The following is an 18861-nucleotide window of genomic DNA, read 5'->3' on the forward strand; positions in this document are numbered from 1 at the left end:
CAGCTGAGGAGAACGGTATGGAAGTTGTCATCCTGGAGAGCGCCGAGCAGATCGGCCAGGTAGCAGCAGATGCTGCACAAGCACTACTAGACCGTTCTCCTACAGCTGTTTTCGGGCTGGCTACGGGAAGTTCCCCCCAACCCATCTATGACGAGATCGTGACTCGTTTCCAGGCCGGCGCGGTCAGTTTCGCTCATGCGCGAGCGTTCACGCTGGACGAATATGTCGGCCTGCCTGTCGATCATCCACAGCGGTATCGCACGGTGATCGAGGACGTGTTTACCGGACGAGTCGATTTCGCCACCGACGCGGTTGCCGGTCCTGATGGGCTAGCCAGCGATATCCCTGCTGCGTGCCTCGCTTACGAGCATGCGATCGAGCAAGCTGGGGGTATTGATCTGCAGTTCCTCGGGATCGGCACCGACGGTCACATCGGGTTCAACGAGCCCGGATCCTCTTTGGCTTCACGCACACGCATCAAAACATTGACGAAGCAGACCCGCATCGATAATGCGCGGTTTTTCAACGATGATGTGGACGCGGTCCCGACACACTGTGTCACCCAAGGTTTGGGCACCATCATGCAGGCACGGCACATCATTTTGGTGGCTTCGGGATGTGGCAAAGCTGAGGCTGTGCATCACATGGTTGAAGGAGCAGTGAGTGCCTCGTGGCCAGCCACTGTTCTTCAGCATCACCCTCATGTGACAGTGCTTTTGGATGAGGCAGCGGCAAGTCTGCTGGATCGGGCGGACTATTACCGGCAAACGTGGACAAACAAGCCTTCGTGGCAGGGGATCTGATGTCGTGTGTGATTTCTGCCAGAGCGGTTGTCTCTGGCACGGATGTGTTGCGTCCGGGGTGGGTTGAAGTAGAGACCGATCGTGTGGTTGCGGTAGGCGCAGGGACGCCTCCACGGCCAGCTGATCAGGATTTCCCGTCTGCCGTTATCGTTCCAGGTTTCGTAGATACGCATTGCCACGGCGGTGGCGGTGGAGCTTTCACAGATGCGACTGCTGCAGAAGATGACCCGGCAGTTTTATCTGCTTTGACTTGTCACCGCGCACACGGGACGACACGGATGATGGCGTCGCTGGTGTCAGCGTCACCGGAAGCGTTGCTGAATCAGGTGGTTGCGTTGCGGCCGCATGTGGAGGCTGGCCGGCTCTTGGGCATCCATTTGGAGGGTCCGTGGATGTCACCGTGTCGGCTAGGAGCCCATGACCCCACAGCGGTTCGTCACCCCGGCATTGAAGAGATTGACGCGCTACTTGAGGCGGCGAATGGCACCATCGCGATGGTGACGCTTGCTCCAGAGCTGCCAGGTGGATTCGATGCAGTGCGTCGTTTCGCGCAGGACGGCGTTGCGGTGGCGGTGGGGCATACAGACGCAACGTATGACGTGACGTGTGCAGCGATTGAGTCTGGCGCCAGGGTGGGGACGCATCTGTTTAATGCGATGCGGGGTGTGCATCACCGGGAGCCGGGGCCGGTGATTGCGTTGATGGGCGATCCTCGGGTAACGGTGGAGCTCATTACCGATGGGGTACACGTACACCCTGCCGTGTACACGGATGTGGTTCGTTCTGTGGGCGCGCACCGGGTCGCGTTGGTCACTGATGCGATGGCCGCAGCGGGTATGCCTGATGGCAGGTATGGGCTGGGAACGCTCGATGTTGATGTGGTGGATGGGGTAGCGAAAGTCGCTGGCACCGAAACAATTGCCGGTAGCACCGCCACGATGGATAGTTTGTTCCGATTTGCTATCACTCATGGCGGTTTGCAAGAAGATGAGGCGTTAGTTGCTGCGGTGCAGCAGACTGCCGTGACCCCGGCGCAGGCGCACGGTGTCGAGGTGGCAGCGCTACGCGTGGGCGACCGCGCTGACCTAGTTGCGCTGGATGAGCAGTGGACCGTTATCGATGTCATGCATGCGGGTGCGTGGCTGTCGAGCTGAGCACCCGCATGCACTGAGAGCATGTGCCCGTTGCTGGTCAGGGCAGCGGGTTACCTGCTTTCGCGGTCGGTGAGAAGTCTAGGAGGGCTTTGGCCACCATCGGGTCAACGTCCTCGGGTTTTTCGGCGTAGTAGAACGCTCCATTGGTGACTTCGGCGATCTTCTTCAAAGATCCTTGATCGACGTCCTTACCGATCCCTACTGCGGCCACCGAAATACGACGTCCGTTGTTGGTCATGCGCTGCAACGTTTTGGACAGACCAGAAAGGTTCATCGAATCTGGTGAGTCGTTTTTTCCGTCAGTGAGTACCAGGACCACATTCATGCGTTTGGGGTCGTAGCCCTCTTGCAGCTTCAGGACGGCATCGAGCAGCGTGTCGAAGAGTGGGGTGTTGCCGCCTACTGCTCCAGGGACGCTTTGCGCGGCTGCTTTGAGTTTGCCTCGCTGATCACTTTTTTCATCACCAAGCGGACCAAAGGGAACAACTTCTCGCCAGTTACCTGGCTTGGCTGGATTCTGGGAGAACTCCCACAAACCGACGTCGTTGTTGCTTGGCAGACCAGCCAGACCATTGGCCGCTGACCCGGCAGCGTGGGTAATGCGGTTACCTGGGCCCGCGCCAGGGGCGCCACCGGCTGCGGCGGTGCCGTCAACAGTTCCCATTGACTGAGAAGTGTCCACGAGGGTGATCAAGCGCATCCCGTGGGCGACGGACATCCACTGGGTAAGGATGCTGCGGATGTGTTCGGTAGAGGGCTGATCCATCCGGTCAGTTTTGAGTCGGGTGGGGCCATCGGGTGCAGGAACCTCTGGAGCTTCTTTGCCTTCTTCGTTACGGAAGCCAGCGTCGGTGGCGCGCTTCTGCCCGGCCTCGCTACTGAGCGCTTGGATGAGGGCATCTGTTGCGTGAGCAGTGTTGGGGTCGGTGGTGGGCATGGTGACAGCACGGTAGCTGAGGAAGACCGAGCCTCCCTCGGGTGCCAGCGCAACGAGTGGGGAATCGGCGTGTTCTTTGGCGTAGGCAGCGAAAGCCTGCTCTGAAGTGACGAAAAGTCCTTGTCCCCATTCAGGGGCTTTGGTGGGCAGTTCGGCGGAGTGCACGTTGCCGGGCTGTGATGCCTGGAAGAGAGCGATCGTGCGTGGACCAGTGGTGGGGTGTTCCAGAGGCTGGATGCCGATAGAAGCAGCTGCGGACAGCAAGCCTAGGAGGCCAGCGGCGTTGGATTCAGGGTTGGGCAGCGCGAGTTCTTTAGGGTGCTCGAATAGTGCTTTCCAGGTGATTTCGTTTTTGGTCTGGGCGGCGCGTTCTTTGGGGGTAGCGACAATGATGGGTGAGGTGTAGAGCACGTCCGAGGCGTTCATGTTGATGCTGGGGTTTTGGCTACGGGCGCGTTCAACTTGGGTGTCTGCTGCAGAGAGCCACAGCGCTGGCCGTTTTCCTGGGTCTTTGATAGAGGCCAGGACGACGTCGTCAGTTTCGGCGGTGAGTTCAAATTTGGCGCAGGTTTTGGGGGTGACCTCATCGATCGCGGCCTGCACGATGGGTTCAAGGGTGGGAGGAACACTCACCTTAACTGCTGGTGGCCGGGCACACCCGGGTTTCGAAGAAGCGAAAGCAGCAGTGTTCGATTCGCTTCTGAGAGTGATGAAGGTGGACAGGCCAGCGAGAAGACAAAGCGCGACAACGAAAGCAGTCAATGGCAGCCACAGGCGTGCTTTGGCGCTGTTCGTCGGGGTTTTCACTACCGGTTCGGTTGCTGCGCGCGCAGCTGAGGCCTCGTTGTGACGGGTTCGTCGGCGTTTGCTGCGGCTGGGTGCATCTCCGCTGGCGCGCCTTCTTGAGGCACGTGTCTGTTTAGCCGTGCCCTCTGGAGCGGTCCCGTCGTTTTCCACAGTTAGTCCTTTGTGCGATCTGCTGCCGGGCCAGGTAGCTGCCCTTCGCCTGGTCGTCGTGACATTGTGCCTTGCATGTCAGGTGTGGGTATTTCAACCACGAGAGACACAAATCTGCTGGCCAGGTGTTTTTCTTTGGGGCGTGGGCGGTTCAGTCGTTCTTTAGGGGGTTCAGTGGCTACGCTCGCGGGGAAGGGTGGGCCTCGTCGAGCGCGGACGAGCGACGACGCCCGTAACCAGGTTTTCGTCCGCCACCGTCTCGGAGGCGTTACGCGTATGTCTACTCAGTTGGTTGATCGTTCTCTTCCTGCAGATCTACCTCGTGGCATTTTTGTGGGTGGTTCGTGGCGTGAGGGTGCCCGGGGTGTGGTGGATGTAGAAAACCCAGCGACGGGTGAAGTGCTGGCGCAGGTAGCCAACTGTGATGTGGCACAGGGTGTTGAAGCATTGGATGCGGCAGTGGATGCGGCGGCTGCGTGGGCGCGGACCTCGCCTCGGGAACGTGGTGAGTTGTTGCGGCGGGCGTTTGAGGCGGTAACTGCTCGGGCTGATGATTTCGCGCGGTTGATGACGTTGGAGATGGGCAAGCCGCTGGCGGAGGCCCGGGGTGAGGTTGCGTATGGGGCGGAGTTTTTGCGGTGGTTTTCTGAGGAGGCGCCGCGGGTGGCGGGGTCGTATCGTCCTTCTCCTAGTGGGGCGATGCGTCATTTAGTGACGAAGCGTCCTGTGGGTCCGTGTTTGTTGATCACTCCGTGGAATTTCCCGCTGGCGATGGCGACGAGGAAGGTGGCGCCGGCGTTGGCGGCGGGGTGCACGGTGGTGTTGCGTCCGGCGACGTTGACGCCGTTGACGACGTTGTTGTTTGCGAAGGTGCTGGCTGATTGTGGGTTGCCTGCGGGGGTGGTGAATGTTGTGACGAGCGTGGATCACGATGTGACGGATGCGTTGATCACTGATCCTCGGTTGCGGAAGTTGTCCTTTACGGGTTCGACGGGTGTGGGGCGGACGTTGTTGAAGCAGGCGGCGCAGGGGGTGTTGCGGACGTCGATGGAGTTGGGTGGAAATGCGCCGTTCATTGTGTTTGAGGATGCTGATCTGGATGTAGCGGTGGAGGGCGCTAAAGCGGCCAAGCTGCGCAATATGGGTGAGGCGTGCACGGCAGCGAACCGGTTCATCGTGCATGAGTCGGTGGCTGATGAGTTCGCGTCCCGGTTGGCGGAGGCGTTTAGTCAGTTGCGGGTGGGTGATGGGTTAGCTGATGGCACTGATGTGGGGCCGTTAGTTTCTGAGGGCGCGCGTGCGGGTGTGGCGTCCTTGGTGGAGGGCGCTGTTTCTGATGGTGCGTCGGTGTTGACTGGTGGCAAGCAGGTGGAGGGTGCTGGCTGGTTTTATGCGCCGACGGTGTTGTCGGGGGTGGGTAAGGATGCGGCGATTTTGAGTGAGGAGATTTTTGGCCCGGTGGCTCCGGTGGTGTCGTTCTCGGATGAGGCGGAGGCGTTGGAGATCGCGAACCGTTCTGAGGTGGGGTTGGCCGGGTATGTGTTTACCCGGGATATGGATCGGGTGCTGCGGATGGGTGATCTGTTGGAGGTGGGGATGATTGGCGTTAACCGGGGTGTGCTTTCTGATGCGGCGGCACCGTTTGGTGGGGTCAAGCAGGCTGGTTTGGGCCGGGAGGGTGGTGGTGAGGGGATTGAGGAGTATTTGGAGACTATTTATTTGTCGCTGAATGATCCGCACGCGGGCTGAATCGGTTTTTCTGACGGTGTGCTCAGAGACGTATTTTTTGGTTATTCCAGCGTTCTCTGAGCCACCGGTCATGTGAAGCAACGATGAGTGTTCCTTCGAATGTTTCGAGAGATTTTTCAAGTTCGGAAACAAGGGCGAGGGAAAAGTGGTTTGTGAGCTCGTCGAGGAGTAGTAGGTCGGGAGGGTTTGCCAGGCAGATAGCGAGAGCGATTCTTCTTTGCTGACCGATGCTCATCTCTGTGACTTTTTTGTCCAGACAGAACCCAGGCAGTGGCCCGAAGTGTTCTAGTGGTGTTTTTTCTGCTGTTTCTTCACCTACGGCATCGATGTAGGTTTTCCTGGCAGCGGAGCTACTGCTGGGAAGGTGGACCTCTTGGGTTAGGAGAGCAACACGAGCCGCAGTGGGGATCGATATTGTTCCTTGCGAGGGTTTCACGTTTCCGCAGAGAACGTCGAGAAGTGTGCCTTTCCCAGCCCCGTTACCTCCCTCTATGAGAAACGAGTCACCTGCGGATAGGCAGAATGTTGTCCCCCTAAACCCACCAGGAACAACTATCACCCCATGTAAGCCAAAGAGATCGCCACAGTCACCGGTCAGCCGGATTTTATCTTGGACTGTCGGCACTAATTTTCTTCGCATGTGATACGTCTGCGGTTAACCGCAGACGAGCAAGCTCTGCTGTTCTTTTTCACTACAACCAAATACATATTTGTAATATGACCTTAATTATTTCTCCCACCGTAACTAGAAAGAAAGTTCAATAGAACTATGGTATCCAATAGTGCACCTCACTCTAATCGAATGCCTTCCAAGTTCGAGAAAATTATTTTCGGAAATAATGGCCTCCTCACGGTTGCTACCCAGCATTCAAATAACCACCTACTGATCCTGCAAACAAGGATTATGGATTTATGCAAGGCGTCTTCATGCTACATTATCGCCTCTTTTATGGCAGGCTCATTATTCACTTTCATACCCAAGTTAAAATTCCCCACCGCCCCTCAAAGCCCCTTCGATATTGAAGTAGAACTATATGACCTCATACTTAAAACCGCTTCTGAATCCATAAATGGCAGAAAAGAAGGAGCTGACACCCTCTCCCTCTCTCTCGCCGTGACTGCCATCGCCGTATCCTTATTCATTGCCCACACTCTGAGTGACAGGAAAAGCAATCCACGGGATGTAATGCAGGAACTAAAAGAAGTGCGCGAAATAGTCCTAGATAAATTTGTATTCTGGGGACTCCTGTTATGTCAATCTTTATGCTGGCTACTTAATCTACACTCCTGGGAAAAGTGACATACCTCTCCAACTGAGGCTAGGAATTCCGGCATTTTGTGTAATTACTTGCAGCACAATGATGGGACTATTGAAAGAATCCAGTGCATCCAAAAGGCTGCATAGCCTAGCCCGCATAGATGGCATAAAGAATCTTAGAAAGAACACAGAAGCATACCTGGGGGCCCCTGCCACCTTCTCCGGAAAACCTTATACCACCCCTCGCCCGAAAGTGTCTTATGGTTGGAAAGATCTCCCCTGGATCACCCTTACCCTGACCGCACTCTCATACTTTACACTTAGCGCTTTTATGGCACTGGTTATATTCAAAAGTTCACCCGCTATACTAATTCCTTTAGGGTTAGTGACCGTCTCAATTCTGCTATATTCAGCTTTTGCCACCATTTTAGTTGCCCATGGAATCTGTGAATTTATCCAAAAAAAACCGAAGGCCACGGCTTTTCTTTTTATTTCACCCGCTTCTCCTGCCCGCGTGGCTTCCCTTACTTACCCTAGCCCTATCATTACTCACATTAAGACTAGATATTTTTCTTTCAGTAAGTGTCCCCTGCTTATCCATATGCATACCGGTGCGCATAAACTTCCAGGGGCGCAAATTTAGAAACCTAATAGGAATGCTTTTAAAAAATCGGCTTTGGGAACTGGAAAATGCAGAACTTTCAACCAAGCAAATCGATGCAATTGAATATTCAAATTTTTCTTATTTTTGCGTGGCTGAAATAAGAGACTGTGACGGATTTCTGTTAGGGGCGGGAGAGTTCGGCTGCGAGGTCAGCTAATTCGGTCCCGCCCGCCATGTGCGTGGTGAGCTCATCAACGGTGATATCGGCGCGGTCAGCTGCCAACGCAACCCTGCCCAGCGTGAGCACCACGAAATGATCACCCACCAAATAAGCGTGCTGCGGGTTATGCGTAATAAACACCACCCCAATACCGTCCCTGCGCATCCGGTCGATATACCGCAACACCACACCAGACTGCTTCACCCCCAACGCAGCCGTCGGCTCATCCAACACCACCACCTTCGCGCCGAAAAACACCGCCCGCGCGATAGCGATACATTGCCGCTGCCCACCAGAAAGCGCCCCCACCGGACGATCCACATCAGGCACATCGATCCCGATCCTGCTCAACTCACGCCCCGCCACCTCCTTCATCGCCGCGACATCAAGACGACCAAAACCGCGCGTCATCTCATGGCCAAGGAAAAAATTCCGCCACACACTCAACAACGGCGCCAACGCCAAATCCTGATACACAGTCGCGATACCAGCCGCATGAGCCTGACGAGGCGAAGAAAACACCGTCGGAACCCCATGCACCTCAAACGTGCCCGACGTGTGCGAATGCAGGCCCGCAATGATCTTGATCAACGTGGACTTACCGGCACCGTTATCGCCTAGCACACACGTCACCTCCCCTGCCCGGACAGTCAGATCCACGCCGCGAAGAGCATCAACATTGCCGTACGACTTACCAACCCCGCTCAACCGCAACAGCGGCGCACCAGCAGTGACCTCACTCATCGCCCAACCACCCTCCGCCGAATGTACAAATTCACCACACACGCCAAAAGCAACATCACCCCAAGGAAACTGGAGAACCAGTCAGGGTTCCATCCCGCATAGTTGATGCCTAGCTGGGTCATACCGAAAATCAGCGCCCCCGTGAACGCTCCCACCACAGACCCATACCCACCCGTCATCAAACAGCCTCCCACCACCGCGGCAATGATGAACACGAACTCCTTACCAACGCCCTCACCGGACTGCACCACCTGGTACTCAAACAACAAATGCATACCGAGCAGCCAGGAACAAAAACCAACAAACATGAACAGCCCCACCTGCACAGCCCGCACCGGCACCCCCAGCGCCCGCGCAGCATCAGGGTCACCCCCCACCGCGAAAACCCAGTTCCCCACCCGCGTGCGCAGCAACACCCACGAAGCCACCGCCGTCAACACCACCCAATACACCACGATCGCGCGGACCGTCACCGGCCCCACCTGCACGCTGCTAGCAAACACGGCATGTGCGCTGTCCCAGCCCTGCATGTCAGAGATCGTCGGAGAAGCAACAGAACCTGTCACCCAGCGAGTGACACCAAGGTTCACGCCCTGCAAAGCGAAGAAAGTCCCTAACGTCACCAAGAAACTCGGTAACTCGGTGCGTGTGAGTAACCACCCATTGAGAAAACCAACCCCCACAGAAACAAGCAGCGCGAACACCACCCCCACCCACACGTTCAACCCGAAATACCACGCCCCCAACGACGCCGACAGGCCCGAGGTGGTAGCAGCCACCCCCGTCGACAAATCAAACTCGCCACCGATCATGAGGAACGCCACCCCCACAGCAACCACCCCGATCGTGGAAGCTGCGTAAAGCACGGTGCCCACATTCGCGATGTTCCGGAACGCTGGCGACACTGCGAAAAACAGCACAAACACCGCAGCCAGCCCGAAAAACGAACCAACCTCTGGCCGTGCCATCACAACCCGGAACACGCCCCGTTCACGGACACGGTCCTCACGGGTCCCCTCAACCACAGAAACCACGCCAGCGCTCATCGTTTACCTGCCTCGACATAGCGAGAAACTGAGTCAATGTTCTTCGCGTCCACGAACGCTGGGCCCGTGAACACTGGCTGGCCACCACCAGTGACGTTCCCGTTCGTTTTGTTCAACCACAACGCGTCCACAGCCAAGTAGCCCTGCACGTACGGCTGTTGATCAACAGCCCAGCGGATAGAGCCATCCTTGATATGCGGGACTACTTCTTTAGAAAGGTCGAAAGTCACTGTGGCTGCCGAACTACCCGCAGCCTGCGCCGCTTTCGATGCGGTGATCGCGAACGGGGCCCCCAACGCCACCACATGAGTAACAGCTGGGTCTTCCTGCAGCTTGGCAGTGATTTTGGTTTGCACATCAGCCATGTCACTACCGTCGACATACAGCTTTTCAGTGGTGGGGAAAGCATCTGCCACACCTGCGCAGCGCGCCTCATGGCCAACATTGCCTTGCTCGTGGATGACGCATAGAGCTTTCTGCGCGCCCTCAGCTACGAGACGCTCACCTGCTGCTTTACCGGCGACCCGGTCATCCTGCCCAAAAAACGACAACGCCCCTACCGATTTCCACGCCTCCTGACCGCCGTTGAGTGCAACCACGTTGATCCCTGCCTCGCGGGCTGCTTTCACTTGGGCGCTCAACGCATCTGGTTTCGCCAAAGTGACAGCGATGCCGTCGACTTTCTTATCGATGGCCTGCCGCATCAGGTTGGCTTGGTTAGCGCCGTTGGGATCTGAGGTGTACTCCAAAACGACACCGTCTTTAGCGGCTGCGTCTTCAGCGCCTTTACGCACCACATCCCAGAACGTGTCCCCCGCAGCGGCGTGCGTGATGAACGCGACCGTCATGAACTTGGGAGCGGCGCCCAAAGCTTGGGCGTTGCGTTCGGCGTTGGGGCGCCCACCGGTGGCTGAACAACCCGCCACAGCGAAGGTCACCGCCAGTAACGCGCCCAGCGAGCGCATGACACGTCGTGAACGCTGCACGCCCGTCCCCCTCTTTTCGTGACCTGTACGCGGCCGTTATGTGTAGGTACCGAACGGCACCACCGCGACTGTACCAATCTTCAAGTATTGACATGAAAGTCAACACGTCACTGATTCTGCTGCGATTTCACCCAAGAACACGGGATCTATCACCTCACAAGCAACCTGTTCTGATGATTATGTCCAGACATATATACCTAGCTTGGTGGGCAGGCCTGGTTCATCACGCTCCCCCGCTCAACGCCCCCTTATCCTGGAAGACGTGACCCGCGAACTGCCCGTTGACATCGACCGGAGCAGCACCGTCCCCCTCTACCAACAACTCGCCACCCAACTCACCGCCGCCATCCACAACGGCACCCTCAGGCCCGGGGACCCCATCGAAAAAGAAATCGACCTCGCCCACCGCCTAGACCTCTCCCGACCCACCGTCCGTCAAGCCATCTGCGAAATGGTCACTCGCGGCCTGCTCATACGTCGCCGCGGCATCGGCACCACCGTCGCCCACCAGGTCACGCACCGGCGCGGCGAACTCACCAGCCTCTACGACGATCTCCTCCAAGCCGGACACGAACCCCGCACCGAACTGCTCACCCTGGACACCGACTCCACCTACCCACCCGCCGCAGAAGCACTCCACCTGCCCCCGCACACCGGGCTAGTGAAAATCGAACGCCTGCGCTACATGAACGACAAACCCCTAGCGATCCTGTGCAACTGGCTCCCGCCGGCTTTCGCTGAGGTCACCGCTACCGAAATCGACCACGGCAGCCTCTACGCGTGGCTGCGCAGCCACGGGCAACGCCCTTGCGTAGCCCAACAAACCATCGGCGCACGCGCCGCGACCGCACACGAACGCCGCCACCTACGCCTAGAAGACCCCCACATCCCGGTTTTAACCATGGCCCGCACCGGTTTCGACGCCACCGGCACCCCACTGGAATACGGGGAGCACCGCTACCGCGCTGACCGATACACATTCGGTCAAACCGTCCACGAAAGCTAACCCACCCAGTCAGGCCCAAGGCGTTTCCTAGTGTGAGCAGCATGAATTGCGCCACACCCAAACAGAACCCCTTGAAAAGCTAACACCTCAAGCTATTCGGTAGTGGTGGATCACCGGATCTGGATTAACCCGTGTGACAACACGCACTCATAAACACTTCACACCAGACATTGGACGTCCTATCTCTAGGGTGTGAAGTGCCACCACCCAGGGCAAAGAAACCACCCGACCACCCCCAGCACGCACCCGGCGAACCCCACCCTCCCGTTCCTTCTACTTCACCGAGATAGGAGCCACATGACTACGGCAACGGCGCCCAGCACTTCGTGGCGCACTCAACTCACACCCACCCAATGGAAATCGTTCTGGGCTGCCTGGGTCGGATACCTCCTCGACGGATTCGACTTCGTCATGATCACCCTGGTCCTGACAGAAATCGGCGCAACATTCCAGGTCAGCGCCGCAATGACCGCAACCCTCGTATCAGCAGCCTTCATAGCCCGATGGTTCGGTGGACTCCTACTAGGAGCAGTCGGTGACCGTTTCGGCCGCAAAGAAGCCATGGTCATCTCGATCCTGCTCTACGCAGGAGGATCACTCCTCTGCGCAATCGCCCCCTGGTTCTGGGTGATATTCGCTGCCCGCGTCTGCATCGGCATGGGCATGGCCGGCGAATACGGCTCCAGCGCCACCTACGTGATCGAATCCTGGCCCACCCACCTACGTAACAAAGCCTCCGGATTCCTCATCTCCGGGTTCTCCATCGGCGCCGGAATCACCGCGCAGGTATACGCCCTTATCGAGCACCTATGCAGCGGAACCGCCGCCGAACCATACGCCTGGCGCATCCTATTCGCCCTGGGGATCATCCCGATTGGTTTAGCGCTGTGGCTACGCCGCGCACTACCCGAAGCTGGCGACTACGCCCAGATGCGCGCCGAACAAGAACGCCTCGAAGCAGCCGGCCACACAATTCAACGCACCGACATGGTCTCGATCCTGTTCGCCCGCACCACCGCCCGCACCATCACCAACGTCGCAGCAGCGCTCGTAGCGTTCTCCTCACTCGTAGTGCTCTACCTGTTCAAAGACAACGTTTCCGGCGGAATCCAAATACTGCTCTGGATACTCGTAGCAGCAGTGATGGTCAGCTACATGGTGCAGTTCGAAGGGCGCCGCTGGCCGGTCGGAGTAGGCGTGATGCTCACCGTTTTCGCCGCATTCATGTACTCCTGGCCCCTACAAGCTCTACTGCCCACCTACTACAAACAAGCCCTGGGAATGAGCACAGAAGTGGCATCAAACCTGGTCACAGCCACATCTTTCGGCGCCGCAGCAGGCTGCATCATGGCCGGATTCCTCGGAGACCGGTTCGGCACCCGCAAGGCCTACTGGTGCTCGCTGCTGTTCTCCGAAGTGTTGATCCTGCCCGTGTTCCTGATCAGCCGAGACATGGCGCACTCCTCGTTCTGGTGGATCGTGCTGCTGGGCGTGTTCATCTTCGTGCAGCAAATGTTCGGGCAAGGAATCGCTGGGCTACTACCCAAGTTCATTGCCAACTATTTCTCTGTTGACAAACGTGCCGCAGGACTCGGGTTCTCCTACAACGTCGGTGCCCTCGGCGGAGCAATCGCACCTGTTCTCGGCATCGCCCTAGCTGGCGATCCGAAAACCGGCTCCGGAGGTTTACTGCCCGCCACATGGGGACTGGGCTGGACGCTATGCATCCTGTCCTTCACATTCACCGCAATCGTCATCGTCATGATCGCCTTCAACTTCCCCTACCAGCTGCAAAAACTCTTCGCCCCCGAGGCGATACGCCCCACCGACCGCGCAGATTTCGAAACAGCGCAAGAAAACGTGCTGATCTCCCCCGAGGTCGTTAACGAAAAACCGCCCGCACACGCCTGAACACGTTCAACCACCAACCAAGCCAGAAACGGAACAGCACCCCATGAACACTGCTTTCACTGGCGTCATCCCCCCAGTAGTCACCCCCTTGACCGAACAGGGAGAACTCGACGTTGCCTCTTTCGAGAAAGTGATCAACCGTCTCCTCACACACGGCGTTGACGGCCTATTCATTCTCGGATCAACCTCCGAAGTGGCGTTCTTCGAAGATGACATGCGCGACCACGTTCTACGAGAAGCAGTACGCATCACCGCCGGACGCGTCCCCATCCTGGCCGGCGTAATCGACACCGAAACTCGGCGGGTGATGAGCCACATTCGCCGCGCCGAACACATCGGAGTCGACGCTGTCGTCGCTACCGCGCCGTTCTACGCCATCACCGGACCCACCGAAATCAGTAACCACTTCAGGGCGCTCCATCAGGCCACCGAGCTGCCTATCTTCGCCTACGACCTGCCCGTGTGCGTGCACGTAAAACTGCCCGTAGACCTCCTTGTCGAGCTAGGACGAGAAGGCGCCATAGCCGGAGTGAAAGATTCTTCCGGTGACGACGTCTCCTTCCGCCGTCTCGTCACAGCCAACAAAGCCGCCGGGTCACCTCTATCCGTGCTGACTGGTCATGAAGTAGTCGTTGACGGGGCGTTCATGTCCGGGGCCGACGGTGTTGTTCCCGGCTTAGCCAATGTTGATGCCCGCCCCTACGTCGCTATGTACAAGGCCTACCGTGAAGGCGATTGGGCCGCAGTGCGCGCCGAACAAGACACAGCCGCGGCCCTGTTCGAGATCGTGTTCGCACCGGTCGGTGTCACTGGCCCAGCAGCCGGGGTCGGCGCCTTCAAAACAGCGATGCACCTACTCGGCGTCATCGCCAGCAACACGATGAGCGTGCCCACACCCACCCTCACCGGGGAAAACGTGAAACGCATAGCCGCCGTGCTGCGCCGCGTCGGCATGCTCCAGTAACCCCCTCCCCCCATGCGGAAAGAAGTCACGATGATTGAACAAATGCGCGGCGGACTCGTGGTGTCCTGCCAGGCCTACCCAGGTGAACCCCTACGCCACCCCGAAACTATGGCCCAAATGGCCGCAGCTGTTGAACACGGTGGCGCTGTCGCTGTGCGTGCCCAAGGAATCGCTGATGTGGCAGCAGTCAAAGGACGCACCACAGTCCCCGTTATCGGGATTTGGAAAGCCGGTGAACAGGGAGTTTTCATCACCCCAACCCTGCGCCACGCCCGAGCTGTCGCACTGGCTGGCGCCGACGTGATCGCCCTAGACGGAACCCGACGGCCCCGCCCCGACGGACTCACCCTGGCCGAAACAATCACCCGGTTCAAAGAAGAATTCGACCTTCCCGTCATGGCCGACTGCGGCTGCCTCGCCGATGGTCTAGCCGCAGCCGAAGCCGGGGCAGACCTGATCGGCACCACCTTGTGCGGATACACCGGTGAACGCCCCCGCAGCGACGGACCTGACCTAGAAACAATCGAACAACTCGTGCACCACCTCGATGGTGCACGACCAGTAGTGGCTGAAGGACGGATACACACCCCCGCCCAAGCACGACAAGCACTCGACCTAGGTGCACACAGCGTGGTGGTAGGAACAGCGATCACCCACCCCACCAGCATCACCGGATGGTTCGTGAACGCCTTACAGCAACAGTGAAAAACACACAGCTCACCGCGCGGCGCGGTGAGCCAACGCCAACCGGGAACGAATGTCATCGAAGTGATGCCACATCGCCTGCCGAGAAGCGTTCGGATCATCCCCCATGACGCACTGAGCAATCAGTAGATGCTGCTGACTCGTCGCACTGACCGCAGGAGCAGACGGGATGCGGTCCTGCGCGCAATGGAACGCATCCCAAAACACGTCAATCAACTCCGTAGCTAAGGCATTCGAGACACCGGAGTAAAGCAACTGGTGAAAAGAACGATCATCTTCAGCGTGAGAGGACGCCCCATCCATCCGGGAGGCCAACTCCATAAGCCGCTGCCCCGTCTGCGGCGACAACGTCCCCGTCACTTCTGCCACCAGTGAGCATTCGAGCAATGCCCGCACTTCAATCAGCTCCCGCATACCTGCCAAGTCGCGAAACCTATCCCCACCAGTAGGTGACTTCAATGACCGGAACACCAGACTCGGCCGGATCGCGTCAATCGATGCGGTGCCCACATACGTGCCCAAACCACGACGAACTTCAACAATCCCCAAAGCCCGCAGCTCCCGAATCGCTTCACGTACCGTGCCGCGCGCCATCGTGAACTGCTCAGCTAGTTCCTGCTCCACCGGCAGCAAATCCCCCTGAACCAGATCGGAGGCCAAGATCCAGTCGAAGATCGCGCGGGCAGCAGGGTTCAAGTTCGCGCCTACCGCCTGGGGAAGAGTAGAACACATGGGGAAATCCTCCCAGAGGAGCGAACACATATTGCTCTTACCGCAACCACAATCAACAAGGAGAGCCACTCATGACCGTCACCACCACCGTGGCACTTGACGTAGGACAGTCCGGGACGCGCTGCCGCCTAGCCAGCCCTGAAGACTTAATCACCCAACATGAACGGCCCGGCATCACCTCTTCAACACCAGCACTACCCCAGATCGCCGCAATCATCTCCTCACTGCCACTAACCAGCCCAACCCGGGTATTAGTGGGCGCCTCTGGAATCAGCACCAATGACACCGCCGAACACCTACTGACACTGTTACCTGCTGCCGTAGTAGAGGTCCGGCTCGCGCATGACTCAATCACCAGCTACCTGGGCGCAATAGGAAACACCACAGGAGTAGTCACCGCTGCAGGCACAGGAGTAGTCACAATCGCAGCCGGACGCCACGGCCTCGCCCGCGTCGACGGGTGGGGGCACCTGCTCGGCGACGCCGGATCCGGCTACTGGATAGGCCGCGCCGCCCTTGAAGCCGTACTGCGTGACTTTGACGGGCGTGGCCCACACACTGCCCTAACCCCCCTCGTGCAGGACACGTTTCCTGACCTAAGCAGCGCATACGTACAGCTCCAGTCCGACCCCGATCGAGTACGACGCATCGCCGCGTGGGCGAAAACCACAGCAGACCTAGCCGCAACAGATGCGGTGTGCCACACCATCTGTGAAGAAGCAGCCACACAGCTAGCGCACTCAACTATCACTGCGCTGCACCGCGTAGGAGAAGACAACCGCGCCGACCCTGCCGTATGCACCACAGGCAACGTATTCACCAGCAACCTCATCCGCGCCAGCGTGGAAACCCAAATCCGAGACCGCTTCCCCCAGGCACGCATCACCACCTGCGCCGGGAGCTCTCTGGAAGGCGCCGCCATGCTCGGCACATTAGATGCCACATCAGTGCTGTTCACACACATCTGCACCGCCAGCCGGTAACACTCTCCTCCCGAAACTCCCCCACGCACAGAACACGGCCACACCACACCCCTCACCGTTCGTACACCAACCACATCGCCTCCACTGCCCCCACCTCCCTACCCTGGAACAACACCAACACCAGCTCGACCCGGCCATGACCAGCCACCCCTTAGAGCCCCCGCCAGGAGAGGACCCAATGCAGCCGCCCGCCACCCTTGCCGACACCGAGCTGCGCCGACTCCTCACCTACCTCGCCGCTGCCGCCGTCGCCGGCGGCCAACCCGTCCACGAGGTGGAAACCGACATCCGCCGCCTCGCAAAACGACTCGGACACGACGGCGTCCAAGTGACAGCCTCACCCACCGGCATCATCCTCTCCCTCGGCAGAGGCACACCTGCCACATTCGAAACCGTCGAAGGCACCCTGCGCCTGGACCAGAGCGCCGACGTCCACGACATCCGAGCCGGACTCATGCGCGGCGACCTCACCCCCAGCCAAGCCCTCGAACGCCTCTCCCGCCTGCGCGCCATGCCCCACCGATACGGCTTCGGCGAATTCAACGGCGGCATGCTCTGCGTCGGCGCCGGCATTGCCCTCATCCTCCAACCCGCCTGGCCAAGCATCATCTTCGCCGTCCTCGCAGGCCAAGTCACCGCCACCCTCATGCGCGCATCCCGTGGGCGCCCCGCCCTGGGAACCATGCTCCCCTTCCTCGTCGCGTTCATCGTCGCTACCGGCGCCTTCGCAGCCGCAATGGCCGGCCTCATCGACAACCCCGTCCGCAGTCTTCTGCCACCAATCGCCGTTCTCCTGCCCGGCGCGCTCATCACCACCGGCATCTCCGAACTCGCCAGCGGCGCCATGACAGCCGGCACCTCCCGCCTCGTGTTCGGCGCGGGCCAGCTCCTTCTCTTCTCCCTGGGCATCGCGGGGGCGGCGTGGATCCTGCACATCCCACCATCGCTACTCGACACGAGCATCCGCGGCGACCTCGGCCTGTGGGCACCATTCGTCGGTGTGCTGCTCCTGACTGTCGGCATCAGCGCGATGGAATCCGTCCCGCCGCGCCTCATCGGCTGGATCGCCTTCATGCTGACAATCACCTTGACTGCCCAGATGATCGGCCAAAACCTTTCAGGAGCACCCTGGTTCGGTGCCCTGCTCGGCGCGATGGTCGCCAGCTTCGGCGCCGCCGTCATCGAGCTTTACCGGCCACAACTTCCCCGCCTCGTCATCTTCCTGCCCGCTTTCTGGCTGCTCGTGCCCGGTTCTCTGGGCCTGGTGTCGGTGGCACAACTCGGGCTAGCCCCCGCCTCTGCTGGCGCGACACTCCTGATGTCCGCGGAGATCTTTTCCTCCATCGCGCTGGGCATCATGCTCGGCTCCACCGCCGCCCGCGGCATCACCATCGCCCAACGGCGCCGCCACGCCGCGAAACGACGCCGATCAGCCCAGACCTGCTGATCAGCCCGCACTGCGCCACATGCGGACCTGCGCCTCGGCACCACCAGCTGCCGGAGAGGTACCGATGTCGACGAACCCCTTACGGGCGTACAAGCGCACACTGCCGGGGGTCGTGGCCTCCAGGTAACAGGGCATCTGGCTTGCACGGTCGATGCCGTGATCGAGAAGCATGCCCCCGATCCCCTTACCGGGCGCGCTCACTCCCATGAAGTGCAGATACCAGTGCGGGGCGCTCGGGTGCGTCCGGGCATCGCGGACCTCCTGAAGGAAGATAGTGCCGATGCGCCACCCCAACACCGGCACGAGAGGACCATAAATCCGGGCCCGCTCCCGCACAGACAGGTCGAGTTCACCCGGCGCCAACCACGCCGCCGCCCCCACAACCGTCCCGTCCTCGACAGCGACGTCGACAGCCCCTCGCCTCAGGTGATGCTGCGGCAACAGGCGCTCCATCCACGCGCTGAACAGCGGCTCCTGATTTTTCGCGCCGCCGAGCATCCCCCTCGTCACAGGATCATCGGCGAACGCCCTCGCCAACACGGCAGCCACGATAGGCATCTCATCAGCACGGGCAGATCGGATCTCGATGACGGAATCGGCCATACCCCGATCTTCCGCGACACCCCCACTCCCCGCGAACCAAACCAACACCGCA

17 protein-coding genes are annotated in these 18861 nt (G+C 59.2%); 10 read left to right on the forward strand and 7 right to left on the reverse strand.

Annotated elements, in window-relative coordinates; all coding sequences use genetic code 11:
* The first annotated feature begins 17 nt into the window (after positions 1–17).
* On the forward strand, positions 18–803 hold the full coding sequence (gene nagB, locus CKV89_RS01470; RefSeq protein ID WP_028327316.1) for a glucosamine-6-phosphate deaminase: 786 nt from the start codon (positions 18–20) through the stop codon (positions 801–803).
* Positions 803–1957: an N-acetylglucosamine-6-phosphate deacetylase gene (gene nagA, locus CKV89_RS01475; RefSeq protein WP_034401278.1), complete on the forward strand. Its 1155-nt coding sequence runs from the start codon at positions 803–805 to the stop codon at positions 1955–1957. The genes nagB and nagA overlap by 1 nt, the downstream gene beginning before the upstream one ends.
* Positions 1958–1994: 37 nt before the next feature.
* On the opposite strand, the gene CKV89_RS01480 is transcribed toward nagA, so the two are convergent.
* Positions 1995–3701, reverse strand: a complete 1707-nt coding sequence (locus CKV89_RS01480) for a substrate-binding domain-containing protein (RefSeq protein WP_169714596.1) — start codon at positions 3699–3701, stop codon at positions 1995–1997.
* Positions 3702–4127: 426 nt separating this feature from the next.
* On the opposite strand from CKV89_RS01480, the gene CKV89_RS01485 reads away from it, so the two are divergent.
* The gene (locus CKV89_RS01485) at positions 4128–5600 is read left to right on the forward strand and encodes an NAD-dependent succinate-semialdehyde dehydrogenase (RefSeq protein ID WP_028327313.1); all 1473 of its coding nucleotides are present in this window, start codon (positions 4128–4130) and stop codon (positions 5598–5600) included.
* Between the two features lie 22 nt (positions 5601–5622).
* Here CKV89_RS01485 and CKV89_RS01490 read toward each other — a convergent pair whose 3' ends face one another.
* Positions 5623–6240, reverse strand: coding sequence for an ATP-binding cassette domain-containing protein (locus CKV89_RS01490; protein ID WP_084441064.1), 618 nt, complete (start codon positions 6238–6240; stop codon positions 5623–5625).
* A 162-nt stretch (positions 6241–6402) separates the two neighbouring features.
* Here CKV89_RS01490 and CKV89_RS01495 point away from each other — a divergent pair, with 162 nt between their 5' ends.
* Complete coding sequence (locus tag CKV89_RS01495; RefSeq protein ID WP_028327311.1) at positions 6403–6900, forward strand: hypothetical protein; 498 nt, start codon at positions 6403–6405, stop codon at positions 6898–6900.
* A gap of 743 nt (positions 6901–7643) precedes the next feature.
* Here CKV89_RS01495 and CKV89_RS01500 read toward each other — a convergent pair.
* Genes CKV89_RS01500 through CKV89_RS01510 form a run of 3 tightly spaced genes read right to left on the reverse strand, consistent with a single transcriptional unit; the run spans position 7644 to position 10458 of the window.
* A complete protein-coding gene (locus CKV89_RS01500; RefSeq protein ID WP_051277552.1) occupies positions 7644–8426 on the reverse strand; it encodes an ATP-binding cassette domain-containing protein in 783 nt (260 codons plus the stop codon).
* Entirely contained in the window at positions 8423–9472 is a 1050-nt protein-coding gene (locus tag CKV89_RS01505; RefSeq protein ID WP_034401208.1) for an ABC transporter permease, read from the reverse strand. Before CKV89_RS01505 ends, CKV89_RS01500 begins: the two co-directional genes overlap by 4 nt.
* A complete protein-coding gene (locus tag CKV89_RS01510; RefSeq protein WP_028327308.1) occupies positions 9469–10458 on the reverse strand; it encodes a substrate-binding domain-containing protein in 990 nt (329 codons plus the stop codon). The genes CKV89_RS01505 and CKV89_RS01510 overlap by 4 nt, the downstream gene beginning before the upstream one ends.
* 262 nt (positions 10459–10720) lie before the next feature.
* Here CKV89_RS01510 and CKV89_RS01515 point away from each other — a divergent pair, with 262 nt between their 5' ends.
* The 4 genes from CKV89_RS01515 to CKV89_RS01530 all read left to right on the forward strand — a co-directional run bounded on the left by CKV89_RS01515 (position 10721) and on the right by CKV89_RS01530 (position 15044).
* Positions 10721–11464 (forward strand): GntR family transcriptional regulator, encoded by a 744-nt coding sequence (locus tag CKV89_RS01515; RefSeq protein WP_028327307.1) that lies wholly within the window; start codon positions 10721–10723, stop codon positions 11462–11464.
* A gap of 297 nt (positions 11465–11761) precedes the next feature.
* Positions 11762–13375: an MFS transporter gene (locus CKV89_RS01520; RefSeq protein ID WP_028327306.1), complete on the forward strand. Its 1614-nt coding sequence runs from the start codon at positions 11762–11764 to the stop codon at positions 13373–13375.
* 43 nt (positions 13376–13418) lie between these two features.
* The gene (locus CKV89_RS01525) at positions 13419–14339 is read left to right on the forward strand and encodes a dihydrodipicolinate synthase family protein (RefSeq protein ID WP_028327305.1); all 921 of its coding nucleotides are present in this window, start codon (positions 13419–13421) and stop codon (positions 14337–14339) included.
* Between the two features lie 30 nt (positions 14340–14369).
* Positions 14370–15044, forward strand: coding sequence for an N-acetylmannosamine-6-phosphate 2-epimerase (locus CKV89_RS01530; RefSeq protein ID WP_231935415.1), 675 nt, complete (start codon positions 14370–14372; stop codon positions 15042–15044).
* 12 nt (positions 15045–15056) lie between these two features.
* On the opposite strand, the gene CKV89_RS12450 is transcribed toward CKV89_RS01530, so the two are convergent.
* Positions 15057–15776 carry a FadR/GntR family transcriptional regulator gene (locus tag CKV89_RS12450; protein WP_028327303.1) on the reverse strand — a complete coding sequence of 240 codons (720 nt, stop codon included), beginning with the start codon at positions 15774–15776 and terminating at the stop codon, positions 15057–15059.
* Positions 15777–15847: 71 nt separating this feature from the next.
* On the opposite strand from CKV89_RS12450, the gene CKV89_RS01540 reads away from it, so the two are divergent.
* Complete coding sequence (locus CKV89_RS01540) at positions 15848–16759, forward strand: N-acetylglucosamine kinase (protein ID WP_028327302.1); 912 nt, start codon at positions 15848–15850, stop codon at positions 16757–16759.
* A 178-nt stretch (positions 16760–16937) separates the two neighbouring features.
* Entirely contained in the window at positions 16938–18206 is a 1269-nt protein-coding gene (locus CKV89_RS01545) for a threonine/serine exporter family protein (protein WP_028327301.1), read from the forward strand.
* Here the strand turns inward: CKV89_RS01545 and CKV89_RS01550 are convergent, their stop codons facing one another.
* A complete protein-coding gene (locus tag CKV89_RS01550; RefSeq protein WP_154657648.1) occupies positions 18207–18809 on the reverse strand; it encodes a GNAT family N-acetyltransferase in 603 nt (200 codons plus the stop codon).
* Positions 18810–18861: the final 52 nt, after the last annotated feature.

The organism is Dermatophilus congolensis (assembly GCF_900187045.1).
Taxonomy (GTDB): Bacteria; Actinomycetota; Actinomycetes; order Actinomycetales; family Dermatophilaceae; genus Dermatophilus; species Dermatophilus congolensis.